At 68.9% G+C, this 24,230-nt stretch carries 22 protein-coding genes and 2 pseudogenes; 15 read left to right on the top strand and 9 right to left on the bottom strand.

The window, feature by feature from the left end:
• Window positions 1-26 precede the first annotated feature (26 nt).
• The 7 genes from ACWH49_RS13745 to ACWH49_RS13715 form a co-directional block, all read right to left on the bottom strand.
• Window positions 27-851, bottom strand: coding sequence for an HpcH/HpaI aldolase/citrate lyase family protein (locus ACWH49_RS13745; RefSeq protein WP_448171959.1), 825 nt, complete (start codon window positions 849-851; stop codon window positions 27-29).
• A gap of 1 nt (window position 852) precedes the next feature.
• Window positions 853-2,031, bottom strand: coding sequence for a CaiB/BaiF CoA transferase family protein (locus ACWH49_RS13740; RefSeq protein WP_448171958.1), 1,179 nt, complete (start codon window positions 2,029-2,031; stop codon window positions 853-855).
• 13 nt (window positions 2,032-2,044) lie between these two features.
• Window positions 2,045-2,905: an FAS1-like dehydratase domain-containing protein gene (locus ACWH49_RS13735; protein ID WP_448171957.1), complete on the bottom strand. Its 861-nt coding sequence runs from the start codon at window positions 2,903-2,905 to the stop codon at window positions 2,045-2,047.
• A 252-nt stretch (window positions 2,906-3,157) separates the two neighbouring features.
• Window positions 3,158-3,568 (bottom strand): hypothetical protein, encoded by a 411-nt coding sequence (locus tag ACWH49_RS13730; RefSeq protein WP_448171956.1) that lies wholly within the window; start codon window positions 3,566-3,568, stop codon window positions 3,158-3,160.
• Between the two features lie 251 nt (window positions 3,569-3,819).
• Window positions 3,820-4,347, bottom strand: a complete 528-nt coding sequence (locus ACWH49_RS13725) for a DUF1439 domain-containing protein (protein ID WP_448171955.1) — start codon at window positions 4,345-4,347, stop codon at window positions 3,820-3,822.
• A gap of 87 nt (window positions 4,348-4,434) precedes the next feature.
• Window positions 4,435-5,799, bottom strand: a complete 1,365-nt coding sequence (locus ACWH49_RS13720; protein ID WP_448171954.1) for an HD-GYP domain-containing protein — start codon at window positions 5,797-5,799, stop codon at window positions 4,435-4,437.
• Between the two features lie 107 nt (window positions 5,800-5,906).
• The gene (locus ACWH49_RS13715; RefSeq protein WP_448171953.1) at window positions 5,907-6,455 is read right to left on the bottom strand and encodes a DUF4865 family protein; all 549 of its coding nucleotides are present in this window, start codon (window positions 6,453-6,455) and stop codon (window positions 5,907-5,909) included.
• Between the two features lie 95 nt (window positions 6,456-6,550).
• On the opposite strand from ACWH49_RS13715, the pseudogene ACWH49_RS13710 reads away from it, so the two are divergent.
• The 3 genes and pseudogenes from ACWH49_RS13710 to ACWH49_RS13700 form a co-directional block, all read left to right on the top strand.
• Window positions 6,551-6,697 (top strand): annotated as a pseudogene (locus ACWH49_RS13710) (LysR family transcriptional regulator); the annotation flags it as partial.
• Window positions 6,698-6,720: 23 nt separating this feature from the next.
• Complete coding sequence (locus tag ACWH49_RS13705) at window positions 6,721-7,434, top strand: LysR substrate-binding domain-containing protein (protein ID WP_448171952.1); 714 nt, start codon at window positions 6,721-6,723, stop codon at window positions 7,432-7,434.
• Between the two features lie 136 nt (window positions 7,435-7,570).
• Window positions 7,571-8,098, top strand: a pseudogene (locus tag ACWH49_RS13700) (DUF6064 family protein); the annotation flags it as partial.
• Between the two features lie 131 nt (window positions 8,099-8,229).
• On the opposite strand, the gene ACWH49_RS13695 reads toward ACWH49_RS13700, so the two are convergent.
• Window positions 8,230-9,390 carry an acyl-CoA dehydrogenase family protein gene (locus ACWH49_RS13695; RefSeq protein ID WP_448171951.1) on the bottom strand — a complete coding sequence of 387 codons (1,161 nt, stop codon included), beginning with the start codon at window positions 9,388-9,390 and terminating at the stop codon, window positions 8,230-8,232.
• Window positions 9,391-9,541: 151 nt separating this feature from the next.
• Between ACWH49_RS13695 and ACWH49_RS13690 the strand changes: the two genes are divergently transcribed.
• Window positions 9,542-10,441, top strand: coding sequence for a LysR family transcriptional regulator (locus tag ACWH49_RS13690; protein ID WP_448171950.1), 900 nt, complete (start codon window positions 9,542-9,544; stop codon window positions 10,439-10,441).
• Window positions 10,442-10,452: 11 nt separating this feature from the next.
• Here ACWH49_RS13690 and ACWH49_RS13685 read toward each other — a convergent pair whose 3' ends face one another.
• Window positions 10,453-11,295 (bottom strand): HpcH/HpaI aldolase/citrate lyase family protein, encoded by an 843-nt coding sequence (locus ACWH49_RS13685; RefSeq protein ID WP_448171949.1) that lies wholly within the window; start codon window positions 11,293-11,295, stop codon window positions 10,453-10,455.
• Window positions 11,296-11,516: 221 nt separating this feature from the next.
• Between ACWH49_RS13685 and ACWH49_RS13680 the strand changes: the two genes are divergently transcribed.
• The 11 genes from ACWH49_RS13680 (at window position 11,517) to ACWH49_RS13630 (ending at window position 24,224) form a co-directional block, all read left to right on the top strand.
• Complete coding sequence (locus tag ACWH49_RS13680) at window positions 11,517-12,809, top strand: ABC transporter substrate-binding protein (RefSeq protein ID WP_448171948.1); 1,293 nt, start codon at window positions 11,517-11,519, stop codon at window positions 12,807-12,809.
• A gap of 10 nt (window positions 12,810-12,819) precedes the next feature.
• Window positions 12,820-13,722, top strand: a complete 903-nt coding sequence (locus ACWH49_RS13675; RefSeq protein WP_448171947.1) for a branched-chain amino acid ABC transporter permease — start codon at window positions 12,820-12,822, stop codon at window positions 13,720-13,722.
• A complete protein-coding gene (locus tag ACWH49_RS13670; RefSeq protein WP_448171946.1) occupies window positions 13,722-14,660 on the top strand; it encodes a branched-chain amino acid ABC transporter permease in 939 nt (312 codons plus the stop codon). The genes ACWH49_RS13675 and ACWH49_RS13670 overlap by 1 nt, the downstream gene beginning before the upstream one ends.
• Before the next feature lies 1 nt (window position 14,661).
• Entirely contained in the window at window positions 14,662-15,402 is a 741-nt protein-coding gene (locus tag ACWH49_RS13665; RefSeq protein ID WP_448171945.1) for an ABC transporter ATP-binding protein, read from the top strand.
• Between the two features lie 10 nt (window positions 15,403-15,412).
• The gene (locus ACWH49_RS13660) at window positions 15,413-16,120 is read left to right on the top strand and encodes an ATP-binding cassette domain-containing protein (protein ID WP_448171944.1); all 708 of its coding nucleotides are present in this window, start codon (window positions 15,413-15,415) and stop codon (window positions 16,118-16,120) included.
• A 28-nt stretch (window positions 16,121-16,148) separates the two neighbouring features.
• Window positions 16,149-17,636: an aldehyde dehydrogenase family protein gene (locus tag ACWH49_RS13655; RefSeq protein WP_448171943.1), complete on the top strand. Its 1,488-nt coding sequence runs from the start codon at window positions 16,149-16,151 to the stop codon at window positions 17,634-17,636.
• A 47-nt stretch (window positions 17,637-17,683) separates the two neighbouring features.
• The gene (locus tag ACWH49_RS13650; RefSeq protein ID WP_448171942.1) at window positions 17,684-18,436 is read left to right on the top strand and encodes a glucose 1-dehydrogenase; all 753 of its coding nucleotides are present in this window, start codon (window positions 17,684-17,686) and stop codon (window positions 18,434-18,436) included.
• A gap of 33 nt (window positions 18,437-18,469) precedes the next feature.
• Window positions 18,470-19,597, top strand: a complete 1,128-nt coding sequence (locus ACWH49_RS13645; RefSeq protein WP_448171941.1) for a CaiB/BaiF CoA transferase family protein — start codon at window positions 18,470-18,472, stop codon at window positions 19,595-19,597.
• Between the two features lie 211 nt (window positions 19,598-19,808).
• The gene (locus tag ACWH49_RS13640; protein WP_448171940.1) at window positions 19,809-20,348 is read left to right on the top strand and encodes a (2Fe-2S)-binding protein; all 540 of its coding nucleotides are present in this window, start codon (window positions 19,809-19,811) and stop codon (window positions 20,346-20,348) included.
• The gene (locus tag ACWH49_RS13635; protein WP_448171939.1) at window positions 20,345-22,510 is read left to right on the top strand and encodes a molybdopterin cofactor-binding domain-containing protein; all 2,166 of its coding nucleotides are present in this window, start codon (window positions 20,345-20,347) and stop codon (window positions 22,508-22,510) included. The genes ACWH49_RS13640 and ACWH49_RS13635 overlap by 4 nt, the downstream gene beginning before the upstream one ends.
• A 43-nt stretch (window positions 22,511-22,553) precedes the next feature.
• The gene (locus ACWH49_RS13630) at window positions 22,554-24,224 is read left to right on the top strand and encodes a PQQ-dependent dehydrogenase, methanol/ethanol family (protein WP_448171938.1); all 1,671 of its coding nucleotides are present in this window, start codon (window positions 22,554-22,556) and stop codon (window positions 24,222-24,224) included.
• Window positions 24,225-24,230 lie beyond the last annotated feature (6 nt).

Here is a 24,230-nt window from a genome sequence, read left to right as displayed (position 1 = left end):
TCTCCGTTGCTTGAAGTGGGTACGAATCAGTGGCCGCTGCGCATCAGGATGCGTTCGGCCTGCAGCACGACCGGCCGATCGACCATGCGGCCGTCGAGCCGGGCCGCGCCGGGTGAGGCGGCTTCCGCCGCGAGCACGCGCCGGGCCCATTCGATGGCCGACGCGCTCGGTTGCAAGGCGCGATGGATCGGGGCGACCTGCTTCGGGTGGATGCACAGCTTCGCGCCGAAGCCGAAGCGGCGCGCCTGCGCCAGGTCGGCCAGCAGCCGCGCCTCGTCGTCGAGTTGTGGCGTCACACCGGCCACCGGCGCAGCCAGCCCGGCCGCGCGCGATGCGACGGCGATGCGGCCCGCCGCGTAGGCCAGGCCCTCGTCGCCGGTGCCGACGTCGAGATCGAGGTCGAGCGCGAAGTCGAGCGTTCCGTACACGAGGCGGGTGACCCCGCTGGCGGCGGCGATCTGCTCGACGGCCGCGACGCCGCGCGCGGTCTCGATCAACGCCAGCACATCGGCATCCGGCAACGCGCCGCGAACCGCTGCGATCTGTGCCGGCGCTTCGGCCTTCGGCAGCATGACTCGCGTTCCGCCGGCGTGCAGCAGCGCGCGCAGGTCCATCACGCACCAATTGCTCGCGATGTCGTTGATGCGCACGACGACGCGGCCGCGCGCTTCCGGTGCCATGCCGGCCAGGTGGGCGGCAACCGCTTCACGCGCGCTCGACTTGTCGTCGGCGGCCACGGCGTCCTCCAGGTCCATCACCACGGCATCGGCCGCGCTCTCGAGCGCCTTCGGGAAGCGCTCGGGCCGATTGCCGGGAACGAACAGGTAGGTGCGGGCGACGGGAGCCTTCATGTCAGACCGCTCCGGCTGCGTGCAGCGCCCGGATCGCCGCGGCGTCGAGCCCGAGTTCCGCCAGCAGCGCGTCGGTGTGTTCCCCGAGCGCGGGCACCGGGTCCATGCGCGGCCCCTCGTCCCAGGTGCCGGGCGGCAACATCGCCGGCAGCGCGCCGGCCGGCGAGCCGACTTCGCGCCAGCGACCGCGCGCCTTCAGCTGCGGATGCGCCCAGACCTCGTGCATCGTGTTGACCCGCGCGTTCGCGATCTGGGCGGCCTCGAGCCGCTCGACCACCTGCGGCGCCGTCAGGGACGCGAAGGCCTCGGTGATCAGCGCCTTGAGCGCATCGCGGTTGGCGACGCGCCTGGCATTGCCGGTGAAGCGCGGGTCGGTCGCCACGCCAGGCTGCTGCAGCACCAGCTCGCAGAACTTCAGCCACTCGCGTTCGTTCTGGAGACCCATCATCACCGTGCCGTCGCCACCGGTCTGGAACGGCCCGTAGGGGTAGATCGTCGCGTGGCTGGCGCCGGTGCGCGGCGGCGGCGGCGCGCCGTCGAAGGCGTAGTAGAGCGGGTAGCTCGTCCACTCGGCCAGCGATTCGAGCATCGAGATGTCGATGTGCTGGCCTCTGCCCGTCTGGCCGCGCTGCAGCAGCGCGGCCAGGATGTTGGTGTAGGCGTACATGCCCGCGGCGATGTCGGCGATCGACGGGCCGGCCTTGCTGGGTTCGTCCGGCGTGCCGGTGACGGACACGAAGCCGGCCTCGCTCTGGATCAGCAGGTCGTAGGCCTTCTTGTCGCGGTACGGGCCATCGCCGCCGTAGCCGGAGATGTCGCAGACGATGATCCCCGGCTTCTTCGCGGCGAGCGCCTCGTAGCCGAGCCCGAGCCGCGCGGCCGCGCCAGGGGCGAGGTTCTGCACCACCACGTCGGCCTTCTCGAGCACCAGGCGTTCGAGCACCTTGGCGGCCTCGGGGTGCTTGACGTCGAGCGTCAGGCTCTCCTTGGAGCGGTTGGTCCAGACGAAGTGCGAGGCCAGGCCGCGCACCCGCGAGTCGTAGGCGCGTGCGAAGTCGCCGGCGCCCGGCCGCTCTATCTTGATGACGCGGGCGCCGAGGTCGGCGAGCTGCCGGGTCGCGAACGGCGCGGCGATGGCGTGTTCGAGGGTGACGACCGTGAGGCCCTTGAGGGGTTGCATGCGGGTCGCTCCTTCAACGCAGGGTGGCGGTGGCGTCCATCGTCAGCCACCCTTCATGGTCCTGCGCCCACAGGCGCACGGTCTTGCCGTCGGGCTGCAGCGCGCCGTTGACGCGCAACGGATGCGGATCGAAGGTGGGCCGGACGGCCTTGAACCGGAAGCTCGCCACCTCGGCCTGCGGCAGCTCGCGGCGCAGCAGGTCCATCAGCAGCGTGGCGATCAGCGGGCCGTGGACGATCAGGCCCGGGTAGCCCTCGACCTCGGTCACGTACTTGCGGTCGTAGTGGATGCGGTGGCCGTTGAACGTGAGCGCCGAGTAGCGGAACAGCAGCACGTCGTCCGGCACGATCTCGCGCTGCCACGGCGCGTTCGCATCGGCCTTCTGCGGCGGCGGGGTGACGTCACCGGGTCGCTGCGCCTCGCGATAGACGATGTCGTGGAACTCGACCAGCGCCGGCTCGGCGGCGCCGTTGGTGCGCACCTCATGACGGACCTTGACGAACACCAGTTGGCCGGTGCGCCCATCCTTGGTCGTCACATCGTCGATCGTGGACGTGCGCACCATCCGGTCCCCGATCCGGATCGGGGAGCGGAACTCGAACTGGCTGCCGGCCCACATGCGCCGCGGCAACGGCACCGGCGGGAGGAAGCCGCCGCGCTTGGCGTGGCCGTCCGGGCCGATGTGCGATTGCCGATGCAACGGCAGGAAGTACAGCCAATGCCACAGGGGTGGGAGCGTGCTGCCCGTGGCGAGCGTGGCGGGCGGATGATCGAGCGTCGCGGTGAGCGCCATCGCGGGCGTCGGGTAGGCGGCATCCTCGACCGTCTCGCTGCGACCAATCCATTCGGTCAACGGGCTTTCTGCGTTGTGCATGGTGTCTCCTGCTGGTGCCTTGAGGCGGCAACTCATGACACGCAGTTTGACCAGCCCATGCCCAACATGGAATTGCAAGATTCGAAATGATTGATGCGTACGGAGCATCATTGGCACGACCAGTGGCCGGGCGGGAACTCGACGCCCTCCTGCCGCGCGCGGGTCTAGCGAATCAGCATTGACACGGAAAGCCGAGGCGATCTCGTCACCGGTGTTCCGATCACGGATTGCAGGCGACCGCTTGCCGGCGCGTCAATCACCACGCGGCCAATAGCGCTGCGGCTCGACATTCCAGGCCTCCACGAGTTCTCTTCTTATGCGCTCGTACTCGTAGCAATTCAGTTCGTAGTGGTTGCCCCACGGGTCCGTCAGATTAAAAGCCCAGCACAGATCGAAATCGACGATGTGATGCAGCTCCAGTGGCTGTCCCGACGGGTTCCTGATCTCCCCGGGCAGCGAGCGGCCGAAGGCGATGAACGCATCGGCATCGAGACTGAATGCGATCCCTTGAGTCTGCGGGACCATGGGATGGTGTTCGGTGGCCTCGAACAACGCGAGCATGGTCGCGCCACCATCCGCGGAGATTTGCAATGGACCGCCTGCGACGCGGTTGGCCCAGAAGTCAAATCTGCCGACGGGTTTCAAAGCCGAGATGCTGGGCATACCAACTCGCCGCCTCAGCCCGATTGGGCACTCGAACGTGGACATGGTCGAGCCTTCCCATTCTGAATTTCGACGCGCCCATCGATGGTCCCTCTCGTTCAATCGTCAAGCACGCGTGCAGCATAAGCCGTGTGTGCTGTCCTGACAGACAGCGGGGACGGTACGCGCGCGCTCGAATGGCCGCACTCGCCGCAGTAGCGACGTCTCGCAGACTGCATGACGCCGCACAACAGCGAATGGATCCCGGCCGGCTACTGCAGCTGGACCTTGATGCCGTCGTCCAGCACCGTGATGTCGCCGATCTCGTAGGTCTTCCCTCCAAAGCTCAGTTCCTCGGACGTGAACGTGCGAAGAACTTGACCGTGCAGCAACTCCTGGGCGACCAGGCCGCCGACCTGCCGCAGCCGCTCGGCGTCCGCGCCGCTGACACCCTGCAGCTCCAGGCGCTCGGCTTTGGGCTGCTCCAGGCGCAAGGCGCGCATTGCGACGTCGTAACGCAACGCACTGCTTAGCTCCACGGTCCCACGGACCAGGCCCGCACGCAGCAGCGGACTGGCAATCGACACACGGGCCGTGATGGCCGCGCGGTTGGCCGAGGCGTTCAGTCCGAGTTGAGGGTCGCTGAGTCCCACGGTGATGATCTGAGCGTACCGCTGCGACAGCGGAAACCGCGTCGCGATCGTGGCCTGCAGTTCGGAACGCGTGGCCGTGTACTCGCTGTTCCAGAAATTGAATCCGGCCTGAGCTCGCCAAGGCAGCGTGGCGCCGAGAACGGCCACGAAGAGGCGGCGGCGGGAACAGTGCGGCATGTGGGTGCAACGGGGGATCGGCAGGCCGTCATTGTGCGTGCGGCGCCCCGACGCGAGCTAACGACTGAATGCGGGCGCGCCATCGTCAACGGGGTCCAGTCCCTTCAATCGCCCGATCACGTCGCTCACCACGGCCATGTTGTCGCGACCGAGCAACCGGCTGGACCGCAGCATCTGGTCGCGCTCCAGCTCGCGCATGCGCCACTCCAGTTCCCCTACCAGCGTCATGACTTCGGTGTAGACCTTGGGCTCCTTGAGCGACGCCAGTTCGGTCATCAGGTGCTTGGGATCCTGGGCATCGAGACCGGTGCTCGAGAAGGAAGTCTGGATTCGCACCAGGCGATTCACTCCCGAAGAGAGGACCTCCCGAAGTTCGCCATCTGCAGTGGTCAATCGCTCGTCGATCCATTCGCGCATGCTGCGAAAGCGTGACAGCGTCGCGGCCAGGCGCTCGATCCTCGGAATCGCGTCCTCCAGAGGGACCGCTTCGCTCAGTTCGACTTCTTCGTCTTCGTGCAGACGTGCGGCGGTGGCCACCGCCTGCAGCAAGACCTCGCTGAATTCCCCTGGAACGAGACGCTCCGCCATGCGCGCCCGAGCCAGCGGCGACTTTCCGGATTCCACCAGCGCCATCAGCCATTCGGCTGCTGCCAGGATCTGGCCGTCCAACGCGAACGAATGTCCTGCCACGCTGCGGGGATAGCCGAATCCGTTCAATCGCTCGTGGTGCAGCAATACGGCGGCGGCGACGGAGCGGCCCGCGCCGACCATGTCGCACAGGACACGGTGCCCGACCAGCGGATGCGTCACGATGTGGCGCCATCCTTCAGACGTGAGACGTGAACCTTTGCTGAGATAGTCGGGTGAAATGTAGAGCTCGCCGACGTCGTGGACGAGTCCGGCGGTCGCCAGCATGCGGTGGCGGTCGACCTGGTCCGGCAACAGTCGGCGCGCCAGCGCGAGCGCCAGGATCGCGACCCCGACAAAGTGGTCCAGGCGAGCCTGCTGAAACTGCGACTGCACCGTCAGCAGCGATTGCATGGGAAGCGACAGTGCCAGTGATGCGACCGATGCCGAAACCGTGCGCCCACGGCTCGACGCGCAGAGCGCATTCAGGAGCGGGTGGGCCGCCAGAAGCCGCTCCGCGACAGGCTCGAAACTCGCCGGAATGACGCCGTCGACGACCTGAACGCAATCCTCCAGCGGGAGGCGCAACTTGTGCGCCAGGAGCCGTTCGCGCGTGTTCTCGTCGAGCCGCGCCCCCTTGGCCAACAGTTTCATGCCGTTTCCCGAGACGATGTCTTCGGTGACCACGACGTCGTGGGTCTTCGACGTCGCGAGGACATGGCTCAGGTAGTGAGGATTGACGGTGTCGGCTGGGTTCTCTTTCATTGCAATGGGCAGATTGAGACGGTCATCCACCCTGTGCTTTCGGCCCTTGGTCCTCACCCTTGAGAGAATTATGATTGCAGCTGATCACTAATGACGCGCCACTGGGGAAGCCGCGCCTTTCGTCACGCTCGACCCCGTCACCGCCGCTCAGGCGGGTACGACACGGAGACAACCTCGTAGACGAGTTCAGCATCCGCGTCTTCCACCGCGCTCGGCACGACGGCCCGGAAGGTGTAACGACGCAGCACCATCCGCGAGACGTCGAGCAGCCGTGCAACGAGGATCGCGTCGTCCGCGGGCGCAAGGGCGCCCCGTGCTGCCTGAAGCGACTGGTGATCGCGCATATTAGTGGTGTGCACGGCGCAAGACCTCGCGCCGCCCAGTGCGCACAGCGCGCCCTCCTCCACGTGGCCATGCAGCGGCGAGGTCCACCCGAAGGCGTCGGTCACGCCCTTGTAGATGCTGCCGCGCAGGAACGCGACAGTGGCCTGCGTGTTGTCGAACAGGTAGAGCGGTGCATAGGTCTTGGGCTGGTCGCGGCCGGCCAGCGGCTCCGAGATCATCCAGGCCTTCCACCTGAGCCCGTGCAATCCATCGATCAAATGGCGCTTGGCCACCACGCGCTCGCGCACGGCCTCCATGGGATGGCTGGGATCGAGAGTGAAGCTGTACTGAAGCAGGTCCATGCCTCGCAGGCTAGGTGAGCGGTGCCGTCAGGTCCAGCGAGAACATCCGGGCTCAGCATTGAGATAAGCTCAATGCTGAGCCCGGTCACCCCGCCATGTCCCACCTGATTCACCCTTCCCTCCGTTCGTTCGTGGCACTGGCCCAAGGCGGCACGCTGAGCAGCGCGGGCGAAACGGTCAGCCGAACCCCTTCCGCGGTGAGCCTGCAGATCGCAGCGCTGGAACACCGCCTGGGACGAAAGCTGTTCGTCCGGGGGCTCGCGGCATGCGGCTCTCGGACGAAGGCCAGGCGCTCCTGGGGCATGCGAAGGTGCTGCTGGCCACGGCGCAGGCAGCCGAGGCGGACCTGGGGACCAAGGCGTTGTCGGGCCACGTGCGCTTCGGCATGCCCCAGGACTTCGCGTCGTCGAAGCTGGCCAGTACGCTCCAGCGCTACCGCCGGGCCCATCCTGGCGTGGGCGTCACGGCCGTCATCGAGCGAAACGCGACCATCCTGACGCTGGCGCGACGCGGCGAGCTCGACCTGGCCCTCGTGATCTCGCGACGTGCGCCTGCCCGCGCGACGATGTCGGTGGAGCGCCCGTCACACTGGTACGCCCGACGCGGCTTTGAGTGGCATCCGCCAAGCCCGCTGCCCTTGGTGCTGCTTGACGGGCCGTGCATCTATCGGGACGGCGCGCTGACCGCCCTCGAAAGCGCTGGCATCGCCTGGACGGTCGCCTTCAGTACCGCGAGCGTGACGGCGATGTGGGCGGCCGTCGCGGCCGGCGTCGGCGTCACGGCCCGCATGGACCTCGGCGCGCCGCGAACCGCCCGGCAGGTCGATGAGGATCTCGGACTGCCGGCACTGCGCAGCACGGTTCTGTCGGTAACGCGCCCCGATCCGCGGGCCTCGGAGCCCGTGAAAGCCTTGGAAGCGCTGGTGAAAGCCGCGCTGGGCGGCCTGGCCGAGGGCGGTGCGTCCCGACGGCGTCGCTAAGTGCAGCATGCGCCGGGTCGCGGCACATGCGTGCCTCTTGATTCTGCGCAGTTCGTCGCGTGTGCGCGTCATCTAGAAGACGCGGTAGCGGCGCACTGCATCGCTGGCGCCATTCGTCGGTCACCAGGATTTGAGCATGCAGATCCCTCTCACCATTGACCAATTCTTTGGCGTCATCCGTCACTACAACATTGCCGTCTGGCCCACGCAAGTCTTGCTCCTGGCGATCGCGCTCCTCGCTTTCTACTTGGCAGTCCGACCGCATCGCCACTCCGGTGTCGTCATTTCGGCCATCCTCGGTTTCCTGTGGCTGTGGACCGGTCTTGGATACCACCTGGCGTTCTTTGCGGCCATCAACCCTCTTGCCTACGTTTTCGCTGCCCCGTCAGTAATCGGTGCGAGCGTGTTCATTCGGCAAGGCGTCATTCAGCGGCGACTTCGGTTCCGCGCCACTGGCGGGGCGTGGTCAATGCTCGGAATGGGCTTGATCGTGTTCGCCCTGGCCGTGTATCCGGCGTGGTCCATTGTTGCCGGCCATCGCTACCCTGAACTGCCGACATTTGGCCTGCCTTGCCCCACCGCATTGTTTACCGTTGGGATGCTCTCCCTCCTCACTGCTCCGTACCCGCGCGCGCCTCTCGCCGTACCTTGTCGCATGGTGTTTTGTGGGGGCACAAGCGGCGCTCTTCTTCGATGTTCCTCCGGATCTGACACTCCTCGCCGCCGCCGCAGTCGGCATTGCTCTGATCTTGCGGGCTCGTCCACTCCTCACCGGGCCTGCGGAACCGCCTTCATTCAGAAGGAGCGCGGCAGGCCAAGCAGGTGCTCGGCCACGAAGCTCAGGATCAGGTTGGTCGAGATCGGTGCGACCTGGTACAGGCGGGTCTCGCGAAACTTGCGCTCGACATCGTATTCGCAGGCGAAGCCGAACCCGCCGTGAAACTGGATCGCGGCATTGGCCGCCTCCCAACTCGCCTTGGCGGCCAGGTACTTGGCCATGTTGGCCTCGGCCCCGCAGGGCTGGTGCGCGTCGAACAGGTCGCAGGCCTGCCAACGCATCAGGTTGGCGGCCTCCACCTCGATGTAGGCCTCGGCGATCGGGAATTGCACGCCCTGATTCTGGCCGATCGGCCGGCCGAACACGACGCGGTCCTTGACATAAGCCGACACCCGGTCGATGAACCAGTGGCCGTCACCGATGCACTCCGCGGCGATCAGGGTGCGCTCGGCGTTCAGCCCGTCCAGCAGGTACCGGAACCCCAGGCCTTCCTCGCCGATCAGGTTCTCCGCCGGGATCTCGAGGTTCTCGAAGAAGAGTTCGTTGGTCTCGTGGTTGACCATGTTCGGGATCGGCCGCACCGTCAGCCCCTGGCCGACCGCGTCGCGCAGATCGACCATGAAGATCGACAGGCCCTCCGTCTTCTTCCGCACCTCGGCCAACGGTGTCGTGCGCGCGAGCAGGATCATGAAGTCGGAGTGCTGCACCCGCGAGATCCACACCTTCTGGCCGTTGACGACATAGCGGTCCCCGCGGCGCACGGCGCTGGTCTTGATCCGGGTGGTGTCGGTCCCGGTCGTGGGCTCGGTCACGCCCATCGATTGCAGCCGCCACTCGCCGCTGGCGATCTTCGGCAGGTACAGGTCCTTCTGGGCCGGGGAGCCGTGGCGCAACAGCGTGCCCATGTTGTACATCTGACCGTGGCAGGCGCCGGCATTGCCGCCGCAGCGGTTGATCTCCTCCATCACCACGCTCGCTTCGGACAGCCCCAGCCCGGAGCCGCCGTAGGCGGTCGGGATCATCGCGGCGAGCCAGCCGGCCTGGGTCAGCGCAGCGACGAAGGCCTCCGGGTAGGCACGCCGGGCGTCGACGTCGCGGTGGTACGCATCCGGGAAGTCGGCGCACAGGCCGCGGATGGCGTCGCGGATTTCCGGGTGTCTCTCGGGGGTGGTTCGCATGGCGTGGCGGTTCGGGCAGAAGTGATGTCGGCTTGGGCGCGAGCATGCGGGAGTCTTGCGGCCGAGGGAAGCTCAATCAGGCACAGGGGGGTTCGTACAATTCGAAGCGGCCCGCGGCGTGCCCCTCGACGCCGTTCCACGGACTGTCCGCATGCTCCCAGACATCGACTCCCTCGCGTTGTTCGTCCGCGCCGCGGAACTCCGCAGCCTCACGAAGGCGGCCGAAGCGTCGCACATCGGCCTGGCCGCCGCGAGCCGGCGCATGGCCCTGCTGGAACACCGGTTCAAGACCGCGCTGCTCGAGCGCTCGCCGCGCGGTGTCGAGCTGACGCCCGCCGGCGCGTCGCTGCTGGTGCATGCCAAGGCGCTGCTGATGCGCATGAACCAGATGCAGGCCGAGATGAACGACCATGCGACCGGCAAGCGCGGCGCCCTGCGCATCCTCGCCAACACTTCGGCGATGACGGAGTTCCTGCCCGACGACCTGGCCGACTACTCGCGCATCCATCCCGACGTGCGGCTGGTGGTGGAGGAGCGCTGGAGCGCGGAGATCGTCAAGGCGGTCCTGTCGGCCGACGCCGACATCGGCATCGTCGTCGAGGGTCTGCGCACCGAGGGGCTCGACATCCACCCGTACCGCAGCGACCGGATCTCCGCGGTGATGCCGGCCGATCACGCGCTGGCGGCGAACGCATCGATGCGCTTCGTCGACGTGCTCGAGCACGACGTCGTCGCGCTGGAGAGCGGCTCGTCGATGATGCGGCTGCTGGCCGAACAGGCCGTCGTCGCGGAGCGGACGCTGCAGCTGCGCATCCAGGTCCGCAGCTTCGAGGCCGTGTGCCGCATGGTGCAGGCCGGCCGCGGCATCGGTCTGCTGCCCCATCAGGCGGCACTGACGCTCGGCCAGGCGATGGGGCTGGTGGTGCGGCAGCTGCCGGAGGAATGGGCCGAGCGGCAGATGCTGATCTGCGTGCGCAAGGACCGCGCGGCCAACAGCTCGGTCGAGACCCTGCTGCAGCATCTGCGTTCGAGCGCGCCGGCCGCGGCCTGACGGCCGGACGGTCAGGCGCGCATGCGCCCGGACGCCGCAGGCGCCGCGTCGATCTCGCGCGCGCGGAGCCAGACCGGGCGGTCGACCATCTTCCCGTCGACCGCCACCGCGGCGCCACGGGCCGACGCCATGGCCTCGATGACGCGCCGCGCCCAGTCCCGCTCGCCGATCGAGGGCGCGAGTTCCTCGTGAACCCACGGGACCTGGCGCGGGTGGATGCACAGCCGCGCCTTCATCCCCAGCCGCCGGGCGCGGCGGGTGTCCTCGCGCACGCGCGCCTCGTCGTCGATCGCCGGCGTCACGCCGTCGATCGGCGCGGGCCGGCCGGCCAGGCGGCTGGCGAGCACCAGGCGCGAGCGGAAGTGGAGCAGCCCGTCGTCCTCGCCCTCGATGCCGAGGTCGGCCTGGAAGTCGATCGAGCCGAAGGCCAGGCGGCGCACGGCCGGTGACCGGGCGAGCACCTCGCACCGCGCGATGCCTTGCGCCGTCTCGATCAGCGGGATCAGCCCCAGGCCATGGTCCCCGCACCGGTCGAGCAGCGCGGCCGGCAGCTCCTCCGCCTTGGGCAGCACGAACCCGGCGAGCCCGGGCCGGCCCGCCAGCGCCAACTCATGCGGGAACCAGTCGCTGTCCGCGGCGTTGCAGCGGACCCAGACAGGGCGCTCGGCGCGCAGCCAGTCGGCGACGGCCGCGCGTGCGGTGTCGCGCCGCTCGGGCGGCACCGCGTCCTCGAGGTCGAGGATCACATCGTCGGCCGGGCTGGCCCAGGCCTTGTCGAAGCGCTCGGGGCGGTCGCCGGGCACGAACAGATAGCTGCGCGGTGCAGCGATCGGGGGGGAGAAGGGCTCGGGCATGCGGTCGATCGTCCCATGCGATGCGCGCGATATGGAATTCGAGAAAGGCGATCGCGGCCTTCGAAACCGCCACCCCTGGTGCAAACCCGAAGCTCGAATTTGGACAAGTCCGGCTTGCCCAGATTCCGATGGCCGCAAGCGCGAGCGTTTTGAAAAATGCGCTCCACGTCGAGGCGACCGTCCCGGGTCACCGATCCTGTCCACACACAAGGAGACTCCGAATGAAGAAGCTGATCCGCGCGAGCGCCCTCGGCCTGGGCCTGCTGGCTGCCGCCGCGTTGGCCCACGCGCAGGGCAAGCCGGCCGAGCTGAAGATCGGCATGACGACGTTCCTGTCCGGGCCAGCCGCCGTGTTCGGCATCCCGGGCAAGGCCGCCGCGGAGATCGTGATCGACGACATCAACGCGGCCGGCGGGGTGGGCGGCGCCAAGCTCAAGCCGGTGATCATCGACGAGGGCATCGGCGGCGACAAGCTGCTGTCGGAGTACCGCCGCGTGGTGCAGGAGGAAGGCGTCAAGGTCACGCTCGCGTCGATCTCGAGCGGCAACTGCAATGCGCTGGCGCCGGTGGCCGAGGACCTGAAGGTGCTCAACGTGATGTGGGACTGCGGTACCGAGAAGGTGCTCGAGAACCGCCGCTTCAAGTACGTCGTCCGCACCCAGGCGAACGCCACGTCGGAGATGGTCGCCACCGTGCTGCACCTGCTGCGGACCAAGCCCAACTTCAAGACCATCGCCGTCGTGAACCAGGACTACGCCTGGGGCCGCGACTCCTGGGAGATCTTCATCAGCACGCTGCGCGCGATGAAGCCGGACGTGCAGGTGGTCGCCGAGATGTTCCCGAAGTTCGGCGCGACCGACTTCAGCTCCGAGATCAGCCGCCTGCAGGCGCTCTCGCCGGACGTGATCCTCAGCACGTCGTGGGGCGGCGAGCTCGACACGCTGATCCGGCAGTCCGCGCAGCGCGGCCTCATCCGCACCTCCACCTGGGTGCTGCCGCTCGCCGAGAGCTCGCTCGAGCGCGTCGGCAAGGCGCTGCCGGACGGCGTGCTCGTGGGCATGCGCGGCGACCACTACTTCCTGCACCCCGAGCTGAAGGACGACGCCAAGCACAAGGCCTTCGTGGAGAAGTACCGCGCGAAGACCGGCCAGTACCCGATCTACTCGGCCTACCACGCGGCTGCCGCGATCCAGGCCGTGGCCGATGCCTACAACGCGGCCCTCAAGGCCGGCGGCGGCAACTGGCCGAGCACCGAACAGGTGGCCGACGCGATGCGCAGCCTGAAGTTCCGCGCAATGACCCGCCCGGTGCAGATGCGCGAGGACGGCCAGGGCCTGGAGGACCAGATGCTCGGCGTCACCAAGCTGACCGCCGCCTACCCGTTCCCGGTCATCCAGGGCCTGACGATCTACCCGGGCGAGATGGTCCAGAACCCGGTGGGCACCAAGTCGCCCGACTGGGTCAAGACGCTCAAGGTCGACCTGCTGAAGGACGCGCGGATCAAGACGTTCTGACCGACCGAAGATGAACGCCTCCCTGTTCCTCCTCGCGCTGCTGGACGGCACCACCCAGGCGGCCCTGCTGTTCCTGGTGGCGTTGGGCCTGACGCTGATCTTCGGCGTGATGCGCATCCTGAATGTCGCCCACGGCAGCTTCTATGCCTTCGGCGGGTACGCGGCCGCCAAGGTCAGCGCACTGCTCGCGAACGGGGAGTCGATCCCGCTGGCGTTGCTGGCGCTCCTGCTGGGCGCGCTGGCGATGGGCGTGCTGCTGGGCGTGATCATCGAGACCGGTCTGATCCGCCGCATCCTGACCATCGACCCGGTCATGCAGCTGCTCGCGACCTTCGCCGTCTTCATGATCATGGAAGACCTGCAGCGCATGCTCTGGGGCGCCAGCCCGGTGTCGGTGACCCACGCGGTCGATGCGATGGGGACGATCAAGGTCGGCAGCGTCACCTACACCGCCTACCAGCTGCTGTTGCTGCCGGTGGCCGCGATCGCCGTGTTCTTCGGGCTGCGCTGGTCGCTGGGCCACACCCGCTTCGGCCGCCAGATCATGGCCGTGACCCACCACGGCGAGGTCGCCAGTGCGATGGGCATCAACGCCCGTCGCATCGGGCTGATCACCTTCTGCCTCGGGGCGGTGATGGGCACGCTCGGCGGGGCGCTCGCCTCGCCGACCACGGCGCTGGTGCCCGGCATCGGTGGCGACATGATGGTGCTCTCGTTCGCGGTGGTCGCGGTGGCCGGGCTCGGGCAGATCACCGGCACGGCGATCGCGGCGCTGCTGATCGGCATGGGCAAGGCGTTCGCGGTCTACCTGCTGCCCGAACTCGACGTGCTGGTGCCCTACCTGATCATGCTGCTGGTGCTGCTGTGGCGACCCCAGGGCCTGTTCGCCGTCGCCGAAGCGCGGAGGGTGTGATGCTGGTGCGCCTGTCTCCCGCAATGATCGCCGGCCTCTCGCTGGTGCTCGGACTGCTGTTCCCGTGGCTGAAGACGCCGCTCATCATCGGGCTGTCCTACGGCTTCGCGGCGCTCGGCGTGGGCATCCTGATCCGCGCCGGGCAGGTGTCGTTCGGCCACGCCGGCTTCACCTGCCTGTCGGGCTACGCGCTCGTCGCGATCTCGCGAACCTGGCCGCAGGTGGACGGCGCCCTGCTGCTGGCTGCGGGGGCCGTGGCGGGTCTGCTCAGCGGCGCGATCGTCGGCCCGTTCATGGCGCGCTACCGCGGCATCTTCTTCGGCATGCTGAACCTCGCGCTGTCGATGGTGCTGTTCGCGGTGCTCGGCAAGTTCTACAACGTCACCGGCGGCACCGACGGACTGCGCCTCGAGCGCCCGCCGTTCTTCGGCCAGGTGCTGGAGCGGGCCGGCTACGAGACGGCGCTGCTGGTGCTGAGCGCGCTGCTCGTGGTGGCCGTGTGCATGCTGGTGCGGCGCTTCTACGCCTCGCCGACCGGGCAGGCGCTGAGCGCGATCAAGACCAACGAGGTGCGCCTCGAGTACCTGGGCATCTCCGCCCGCCGGGTCTTCTACAAGGGCTACATCGCCTCCGCCGTGCTGTGCGGCTTCTCGGGCGGCATGTTCGCTCTGGTGCAAGGCATGGTGACGCCCGAGATGGGCTACTGGGTCCGCTCCGGCGAGTACGTGTTCATCGCCGTGCTGGGCGGCACGATGCAGCCGGTGGGCGCCTTCCTCGGCGCGATCGCGTTCGAGTTCCTGAAGCTGTTCGCCGCTTCGGCGCTCACCGGCGCGTGGCAGATGGTGATCGGCACCGTGTTGCTGGCGTTGATCTTCCTCGCGCCGGCCGGCCTGGTGGCCTGGCTGGTCCGCCTCGACAAGAAGCGCCCGGCGAACTGACATGGCTGCACTGCTCCAGACACGCGGCCTCACGCTCAAGTTCGGCGGGGTCGTGGCCGCCGACGGCATCGACTTCGACCTGCAGGCCGGCGAGCGGCTCGCGGTCATCGGCGCCAACGGCGCGGGCAAGACGACCTTCATCAACATGGTCACCGGCTACATCAAGCCCTCCAGCGGCGAGATCCGCTTCGACGGGGCCGAGATCACCCGCCAGCACCCGCGTCAGATCGTGCGGCGCGGCATCGGCCGCTCGTTCCAGCTGCCGCAGCTGTTCCTGGACCACACCGTGCGCCAGAGCGTCGAACTGGCGATCGCGGCGCGCCTGGGACGGATGCGCCTGTTCCGACCGATCGAGCGCTGCGTCGATCGCGCCGAGGTGGACCACGTGCTGGACGTCGTCGGGATGGCAGCGCGGGCCGACGACCGCTGCGACGGCCTGCCCGAAGGGCACCGCAAGCTGCTCGACATCGCGATGGCGCTCGTGCTGCGACCGAAGCTGCTGATCATGGACGAGCCGACCAGCGGCGTCGCCGCCGACGAGAAGCATCCGTTGATGGCCACGATCATGAAGGCGCTGTCCGAACGCAGCGTGACCGCCATCTTCGTCGAGCACGACGTCGACATCGTCAACCAGTACGCGACCCGGGTAGCCGCCTGGATCTCCGGCCGGATCGCCGCGGACGGGCCGCCCGGCGTCGTGATGAACGACCCGGAAGTCCGCACCGTGGTGCTCGGGCATTGAGGAGCCACGCATGCTGACGCTGAACAACGTGTCCGTCGACATAGCCGGCATCCCGGTGCTGCGCCACCTGACGGTCGAGATGCGGTCCGGCGCGACCTACGCGGTCGTCGGTCGCAACGGTGCCGGCAAGACCACGCTGCTGCGCACGATCATGGGCTTCACGGCCGTGCGGGAAGGCACCGTCGAGCTCGCCGACGTGGATCTGCGTGCGCAGCCGCCGCACGCCCGCGCCGGGCTCGGTGTGGGCTACGCGCCGGAGGAGCGCGTCCTGTTCCCGACGATGACCGTGCTCGACAACCTGCGCCTGCCGTGCGAGGCGATCGGCATGACCGACGCCGAGATCCAGAAGCGCGTGGCCGAAGCGGTCGAGATCGTGCCGCAGATCGAGGAGATGCTGCCGCGGTCCGCGGCGGCCCTGTCCGGCGGGCAGGGGAAGATGGCCGCACTGGCCCGCGCGCTGATGGTCGGCACCCGCCTGGTCCTGGTCGACGAGCCGTTCCAGGGACTCGCGCCGGCACTGGCGCGCCAGTACGCCGAGGCGTTGAGCCGCATGTACCGGCTGCGGCCCGAGCTGTGCATGGTCATCACGGAATCGAACCGCGCGCTGCTCGACCGGGTCGAGTGCACGACGCTCGCGCTCGAGCGCGGCGAGCTCGCCGTCGAGCCCGGACCCGGCGGCCCGGCCCGTTCCGTGGCGGCCGCCCTCGCCTTCCATTGACCCCGCGTCCCTCCAGACAGGAACCCTCATGCGTCACGACGATCCCGTCCTCTTCCCCGCTGCCGTCGGCCGGTTCGACGGGCTGCCGCTGTACCGCCACCTGATCGCCAACCAGTGGGTGGGCGGCGGCGGTGCGCCACTGACCGTGCTGGCGCCCGCCACCGCGACGCGGTTCGCCTACCTGTCGAGCGGCGGGGCGGCCGAGATCGACCGGGCCGTCGCCGCCGCGCGCGCCGCCCTGGCCGGCGACTGGGGTCGCACCACGGCCACCGACCGCGGCCGGCTGATGATGCGGTTCGCGGCGCTCGTGCTGGACCACGTCGAGCGGCTGGCATGGCTCGAGGCGCACGACACCGGCAAGCCGATCTCGCAGGCCCGCGCCGACATGCGCGCGGTGGCGCGCTACTTCGAGTTCTACGGCGGCGCCGCCGACAAGGTGCACGGCGAGGTGATCCCGTACCTCGACGGCTACAACGTCACCATGGTCCGCGAGCCGCTCGGCGTCACCGCGCACATCACACCGTGGAACTATCCGGCGCAGATGTTCGGCCGCACGATCGCCCCGGCGCTGGCGATGGGCAATGCCGCCGTGCTGAAGCCGGCCGAGGAGGCGTGCGTCGTCTGCCTCGAGCTGGGGCGGCTGGCCATCGAGGCCGGCTTTCCGCCCGGTGCGCTGAACATCGTCACCGGGCTGGGCGAGCAGGCCGGCGCGGCGCTCACGCGCCATCCGGGCATCAACTTCGTCTCCTTCACCGGCTCGCCGGAGGTGGGCAGGCTGGTGCAGGAGGCGGCGGCGATCCACCACGTGCCGGTCGTGCTCGAGCTCGGTGGCAAGTCGCCCCAGGTGGTGTTCGCCGATGCCGACCTGGAGGCCGCCGCGGCGGCGGTGTGCAAGGCGATCACGCAGAACGCCGGGCAGACCTGCTCGGCGGGCAGCCGCGTGGTGGTCGAGCGCTCGATCTTCGAGCCGTTCATGGCACTCGTCGCACAGCGCTTCGCCGACCTGCAGATCGGCCGGCCCGAGGACGATGCCGACCTCGGACCGGTGATCAACGAGGTCCAGCAGCGGCGCATCCTCGGCTTCATCGACAACGCGGTGAAGGACGGCGTACCGGTGCTGGCCCAGGTCCGCCCGGCAGCCGAGCTGGCGCACGGGTTCTTCGTGCCGCCGACCGTCTTCGGGCCGGTCGCGATCGACCACCCGGTGGCCTGCCAGGAGATCTTCGGTCCGGTGCTCGCGGCGCAGGTGTTCGACAGCGAGGACGTGGCCGTCGCGATCGCCAACGGCACGGAGTTCGGGCTCGTGGCGGGCGTGTGGACGCGCGATGGCGCGCGCCAGCAGCGACTGGCCAAGCGCATCGTCTCCGGCCAGGTCTTCATCAACTGCTACGGCGCCGGAGGCGGCGTCGAACTGCCGTTCGGCGGCACCAAGCGCAGCGGCCACGGCCGCGAGAAGGGCCTGATGGCGCTCGAGGAACTGAGCACCACCAAGACCGTCGTCAACTACCACGGCTGATGCGGGCGCACGTCCCGCGACACCCGCGACTCCACGAGGAACCCACCATGAATCAGCTCCAAGGCAAGGTCGCCATCGTCACCGGCGGCGCCGCCGGCTTCGGCGAAGGCATCGTGCGCCTGTTCGTGAATGAAGGCGCGCGCGTCGTCATCGCCGACCTCGACACCGCGAAGGGCCAGGCGCTGGCCGGCGCGCTCGGCGCGGCAACTCACTTCTTCCGCTGCGACGTCTCCAGCCGCGCCGACATCGACGCGCTGGTCGAGGCCTGCGTCGGCACCTTCGGCGCACCGGACATCGTCGTCAACAACGCCGGCACCACGCACGACAACCAGCCGATGCTGCAGGTCGACGAGAAGACCTTCGACCGCATGTTCGCGGTCAACGTCAAGTCGATCTACCACATGGCCCACGCGGTCGTGCCGCTGATGCGCGAGCGGAAGAAGGGTGTGATCCTGAACGTCGGCTCGACGGCCGGCATCCGGCCGCGGCCCGGCCTCACCTGGTACAACGGCAGCAAGGGCGCGGTCAATCTTCTGTCGAAGTCGATGGCCGTCGAGCTCGGGCCCGATGGCATCCGCGTCAACGCGATCTGCCCGGTCATGGGCGAGACGGCCCTGCTCGAGAAGTTCATGGGCATGCCCGACACCCCCGCGAACCGCGCCCGCTTCCTGGCCACGATCCCGCTCGGCCGCCTGTGCCGGCCGGCGGACGTCGCCAACGCGGCGCTGTACCTCGCCAGCGATGCGGCCGAGTTCATCAGCGGCGTCGAGTTTCCCGTGGATGGCGCCCGCACGGTGTGATCCACTCTCCCGGCACCTCAACCTTCGACGCCCATGACCATCAAACCTCTGCAAGGCATCGTCGTCGTCGCGCTCGAGCAGGCGGTGGCAGCCCCGTATTGCTCGAGCCGCCTGGCCGATGCCGGCGCGCGGGTGATCAAGATCGAACGGCCCGAGGGCGACTTCGCCCGCGGCTACGACAAGGCGGTGCACGGCGAGTCGTCGTACTTCGTCTGGATCAACCGCGGCAAGGAGTCGGTTGCGCTCGACCTGCGGCAGGAGAACGCGAAGGCGACGCTGGCCGAGCTCGTCGCCGGCGCGGACGTGTTCATCCAGAACCTCGCGCCGGGCGCCGCCGAGCGGCTCGGCTTCGGCTCGGACAGCCTGCGTGCGCGCCACCCGCGGCTGATCACCTGCGACATTTCCGGCTACGGCGAGAGCGGCCCGCTGAAGAACCTGAAGGCCTACGACCTGCTCGTGCAGGCCGAGAGCGGCCTGGTCGCGGTCAGCGGCGCGCCCGGGCCGTGGGGCCGCATCGGCGTGTCGATCTGCGACATCACGGCCGGCATGAACGCGCTGATCGGCATCCAGCAGGCCCTGCTGCAGCTGGCCCGCACCGGCACCGGCAGCGGCATCAAGGTCTCGCTGTTCGATTCGGCGGCGGAACTGATGGCCGTGCCGTACCTGCAGGCGCGCTACGGCGACAGCGCACCCGACCGCGTCGGCCTGAAGCACCCGAGCATCGCGCCGTATGGCGCGTTCACCTGCACCGACGGCCGCGAGATCGTGCTGTCGATCCAGAACGAGCGCGAGTGGGTCAGCTTCTGCACCTCGGTGGTCCGCCTGCCCGAGCTCGCCACCGATGCGCGCTTCGACAGCAACAGCCGGCGCACCGCGAACCGGGACGACCTCGAGGCCCGCATCCAGCAGGTCTTCTCGGGGCTGACCTACGCCGAGGCGGTCGACCGCCTGACCGAGGCGCAGACGGCGTTCGGTGCGATCAATTCCGTGCACGACCTGATCCAGCATCCGCAACTGCGAACCCGTGACATGGACGTCCACGGGATGACCGTCCAGGTGCCGGCGCCACCGTACGTCACCGAGTGGGACGAGCCGACCTTCGCCCCACTGCCGGCCATCGGACAACACGCCGAGCTGCCACCGCGCCGGTCCGGCGGCTGAGTCGCTCCCGACCGCGACGCGTCGCACGCAGCGAAGCGCTGCGCCCGCAATCGCCTGCCTCGCGCAGGCTTCTCGTCGTGGGCCGCACCGCGTGGATTGGGGTTGTTCCGGACTTCGAACGGCGCATAGCCCTCTTGACCAAGTTCTGATTCCAGCCGTGGCCCTTCGATTCCTAAGCTGCGCACCCGGGACATCGACAAGGAGACAAGCAGTGAAGATCAAGGTCAATGGCAAGCGCAGCGAGGTCGAGGCGACACCCGACACGCCGCTCCTGTGGGTGCTGCGCGATCACCTCCAGCTGACGGGGACGAAATACGGCTGCGGCATTGCGCAGTGCGGCGCTTGCACCGTGCATCTCGATGGCCAGACGGTGCGCTCGTGCTCGGTCCCGCTCGCGGCGGTGGGTGGTCGCTCGGTCACCACGATCGAAGGCCTGTCGAAGGCCGGCGAGCACCCGTTGCAGAAAAGCTGGGTCAAGCTCGACGTGCCGCAGTGCGGCTACTGCCAGAGCGGCATGCTGATGAGCGCCGCGGCCCTGCTGACGCGCAAGGCCCGGCCCAGCGATGCCGACATCGACGAGGCGATGGGCTCGCAGATCTGCCGCTGTGGCACCTTCAACCGCATCCGTGCCGCGATCCACGATGCTGCGGGCCAGGCCGACCCATCGGCGCGCTTCATGGCGTGGGTCGACGACGCGGTCCCGGCGGGCCCCTGCGGCGGCGCGTGCGAACACGTCGGGAGCGTCGCATGAACGCGCTCGAACACGCCTTCCGCCTGAAGCGCCAGGCCGATGCGGCGGCCCGGCTCTCGCGTCGCACGTTCCTGAAGACGGTCGGCGGCGGCGCCGGGGCGCTGTGCATCGGATTCGGCTTCGCCGAAGCGGCGCCCCGCGAGGCCGGCACGACGCAGCTCAATGCGTTCGTCCGCATCGCCGCCGACGACGCGGTGACGATCGTCATCCCGTCGTCCGAGATGGGTCAGGGCGTTGCCTCGTCGCTCGCGATGGCGCTCGCGGACGAACTCGACTGCGACTGGAAGAAGGTCGGCTTCGAGTTCGCGCCGGTCGACGCCGGCTACAAGAACCTGATCTACGGCCTGCAGCTGACGGGCGGCTCGACGACCGTTCGCAGCTTCTGGGAGCCGATGGCGAAGACCGGCGCCGCGGCGCGCCAGATGCTCGTCGAGGCCGCGGCGCAACGCTGGAACGTGCCGACGACCGAGCTCGCGACCGCGGGCGGCGTGGTCACGCACAAGGGCTCGGGTCGCAAGGCGCGCTACGGCGAACTGGCCGCGTCGGCCGCGAAGCTGACACCGCCGGCCGAGCCGGCCATGAAGGCGCCGGCCGACCGCAAGCTTGTGGGCAAGCGGGTGCGCCGCCTCGACGCGGTGGCCAAGGTCACCGGCCGCGCGACCTACGCGATGGACGTGCAGCTGCCCGGGCTGCTGGTCGCGTCGATCGCCCTGCCGCCGGTCCATGGCGCCAAGGTCAAGGGCTTCGATGCCGCCAAGGCGATGGCGGTGCCGGGCGTGCAGAAGGTCGTGCCGTTCAGCGCCGGCGTGGCCGTGCTGGCGAAAGACTTCTGGACCGCGAAGAAGGGCCGCGACGCGCTGGTCGACGCGATCCAGTGGGACGCCGGCGACATGCGTTTCCTCAGCAGCGACGCGCTGCGCGATCGCATGGTTCGCGCCGCCGAGACGCCCGGGCTGGAAGCCGCGCCGGTCGGCGACGCCGCGAAGGTGTTCGATGCGCCCGGCGCGCGCGTGGTCGAGGCCGAGTACCACGTGCCCTACGTCGCGCACTGCTGCATGGAGCCGATGAACACGACGGCGTGGGTGCGGCCCGACGGGGTCGAGATCTGGTCGCCGACGCAGTTCCAGTTCGTCAACGCCGACCAGTGCGCGAAGGTCGGCGGCGTCAAGCCCGAGCAGGTCAGGGTCCACACGACGATGCTCGGCGGCGGCTTCGGCCGGCGCTTCGGCGTCGACTTCGTCCAGTACGCGCTCGAGGTCGCCAAGGGCGCGGGCACGCCGGTGCGCCTGGTCTATGCGCGCGAGGACGACATGCGGGCGCACTTCTACCGCCCGGCGCAGTTCGCGCGGATGCGCGCGGTGCTCGGCAGCGACGGCAGCATCCAGGCGATGCACGCGCGGCTGGTGAGCAGCTCGATCTTCGCGGCGGCCGGCTTCCCGCTCGAGAAGAGCGGGCTCGACCCGTCGGCCGTCGAAGGGATCCACGGCAACGTCTACGAGCTGCCGAACCTCGCGGTCGAGTGGGTGCGCTACGAGCCGGGGCCGCACGTCTGGTTCTGGCGCTCGGTCGGGCATTCGCAGAACGGCTTCGTGAACGAGAGCTTCGTCGACGAACTGGCCGCCGCAGTGGGGCAGGACCCGGTCGAGTTCCGCCTGCGCCACCTGAAGAACAAGCCGCGCCACGCCGCGGTGCTGCGCGCCGCCGCCGAGAAAGCCGGCTGGGGCAAGCCGCTGCCGGCAGGCCGCGCGCACGGCATCGCGCTCCACGAGTCGTTCGACACGATCGTCGCCCACGTCGCCGAGGTCTCGATCGACGGCGGCAGCATCCGCGTCCACCGCGTCAGCTCGGCGGTGGACGGCGGGCGGTACATCAGTCCGGCCACGGTCGAGGCGCAGGTCGAGAGCTCGATCGCGACCGGGCTGTCGCAGGCGCTGCACATGAAGATCACGTTCAAGGACGGGCGTGTCGAGCAGAGCAACTTCCACGACCACCCGGTGCTGCGCCTGGCCGAGATGCCGAAGGTCGACGTCGTGCTCATCGAGAGCGGGGCCAAGCCCGGCGGCATGGGCGAGCCCGCCACGCCGGGCGTGGCCCCGGCGGTGGCGAACGCCGTCGCCAAGCTGACCGGCAAGCGGCAGCGCGAGCTCCCGCTGCGCGCCTGAATCCACCCGCAAGCGAACCACAACGACAACCCCTGGAGACAACATGACGACCCTGTCACCCCGATTCGCCGCGTTCACGCTGCTGGCGCTGGCCTCTGCCGCGATGGCGCAGACCTCGGCCGACCTGCTGGCCGACGGCAGGAAGACCGACAGCGTGCTCGTGCACGGCATGGGCTACGGCGCGCAGCGCCACAGCGCGCTCGCGCAGATCAACACCGACAACGTCAAGAAGCTCGTGCCCGTGTGGACCCAGAGCCTGGGCAACAACCTGGGCCAGGAGGCGATGCCGGTGCTGTACGACGGCGTGCTCTATATCCCGACCCACGACTCGACCGTCGCAATCGACGCGCTGACGGGCAAGCAGCTGTGGAAGACCGGCCTCGAGTTCGCCGCCGACGTGTCCAAGGTCGTCTGCTGCGGGCTGGTCAACCGCGGCGTGGCCCTCTACGAAGGCAAGGTCTACCGCGGCACGCTGGATGCGCACATCCAGGCGCTCGACGCCAAGACCGGCAAGCAGGTCTGGAAGGCCAAGCTCGCCGAGTACAAGGAGGGCTACTCGGTCACGGGCGCGCCGCTGATCGTCGGTGGGGTGCTGATCACCGGCATGGCCGGCGCGGAGTACGGCACGCGCGGCTTCATCGACGGCCTCGACCCGGCCACCGGCAAGCAGCTCTGGCGCCGCTACACCACGGCCGCGCCCGGCGAGAAGGGGGGCGACAGCTGGCCCGGCGACGCGCACCTCAAGGGCGGCGGCTCGACCTGGCTGACCGGCAGCTACGACGCCGAGCAGGACCTGGTGTTCTGGGGCACCGGCAACGCCGGCCCGTGGAATGCCGCGGTGCGCAAGGGCGACAACCTCTACACCGCGTCGGTGCTGGCGATCCGGCCGAAGACCGGCGAGGTGGTGTGGCACTACCAGTTCAATCCGAACGATACCTTCGACTACGACGGCACCAACGAGATGGTGCAGGCCGACATCCGGGTGGGCGGCGAGCTGAAGAAGGTCATCCTGCATGCCAACCGCAACGGCTTCCTGTACATGCTGGACCGCACCAACGGCAAGGTGCTCGCGGCGAACACGTTCGTACCGAAGGTGAACTGGGCCTCGGGCATCGACCTGACGACCGGCCGCCCTATCGACACCGAGGTGACGACCAAGGCACGCAACGGCGAGAAGACCGAGGTCTGGCCGGGCGCGCTCGGCGCGAAGAACTGGCCACCGATGTCGTTCAGCCCGAAGACCGGTCTGGTCTACCTGAACGCCATCCACGCCGGCATGCCCTACAAGACCGTGACCCCGGAGTACAAGCAGGGCGAGTTCTACCTGGCGATCGACTTCACCGGCTTCGCCTATCCCGAGGGACCGCGCGGCTTCTTCAAGGCGATCGATCCGGTCTCGGGCAAGGAGAAGTGGTCGATCCCGCGCGACATCCCCAGCTACTCCGGCGTGCTGACCACCGCCGGGGGTCTGGTCTTCACCGGCACGATGACCGGCGAGTTCGAGGCGCGCGACGCGTCGAACGGCACGCTGCTCTGGTCGTACCGCACCGGCTCGGCCTCGATGGGCCAGCCGATCACCTGGACGCATAAGGGGCGGCAGTACATCACCGCGCTCTCCGGCATTGGCGGCGTCTACCCGCTGTTCTCGGGCGACGAGCGCCTGGCCTCCGTGCCGGCGGGCGGCGCGGTGTGGACCTTCGCGGTGCCGCAGTGATGCGGG

The sequence above is a fragment of the Rhizobacter fulvus genome, assembly GCF_964020785.1.
The sequence above is the reverse complement of the archived record's forward strand: the minus strand, read 5'-3'. Positions and strand labels throughout refer to the sequence as shown.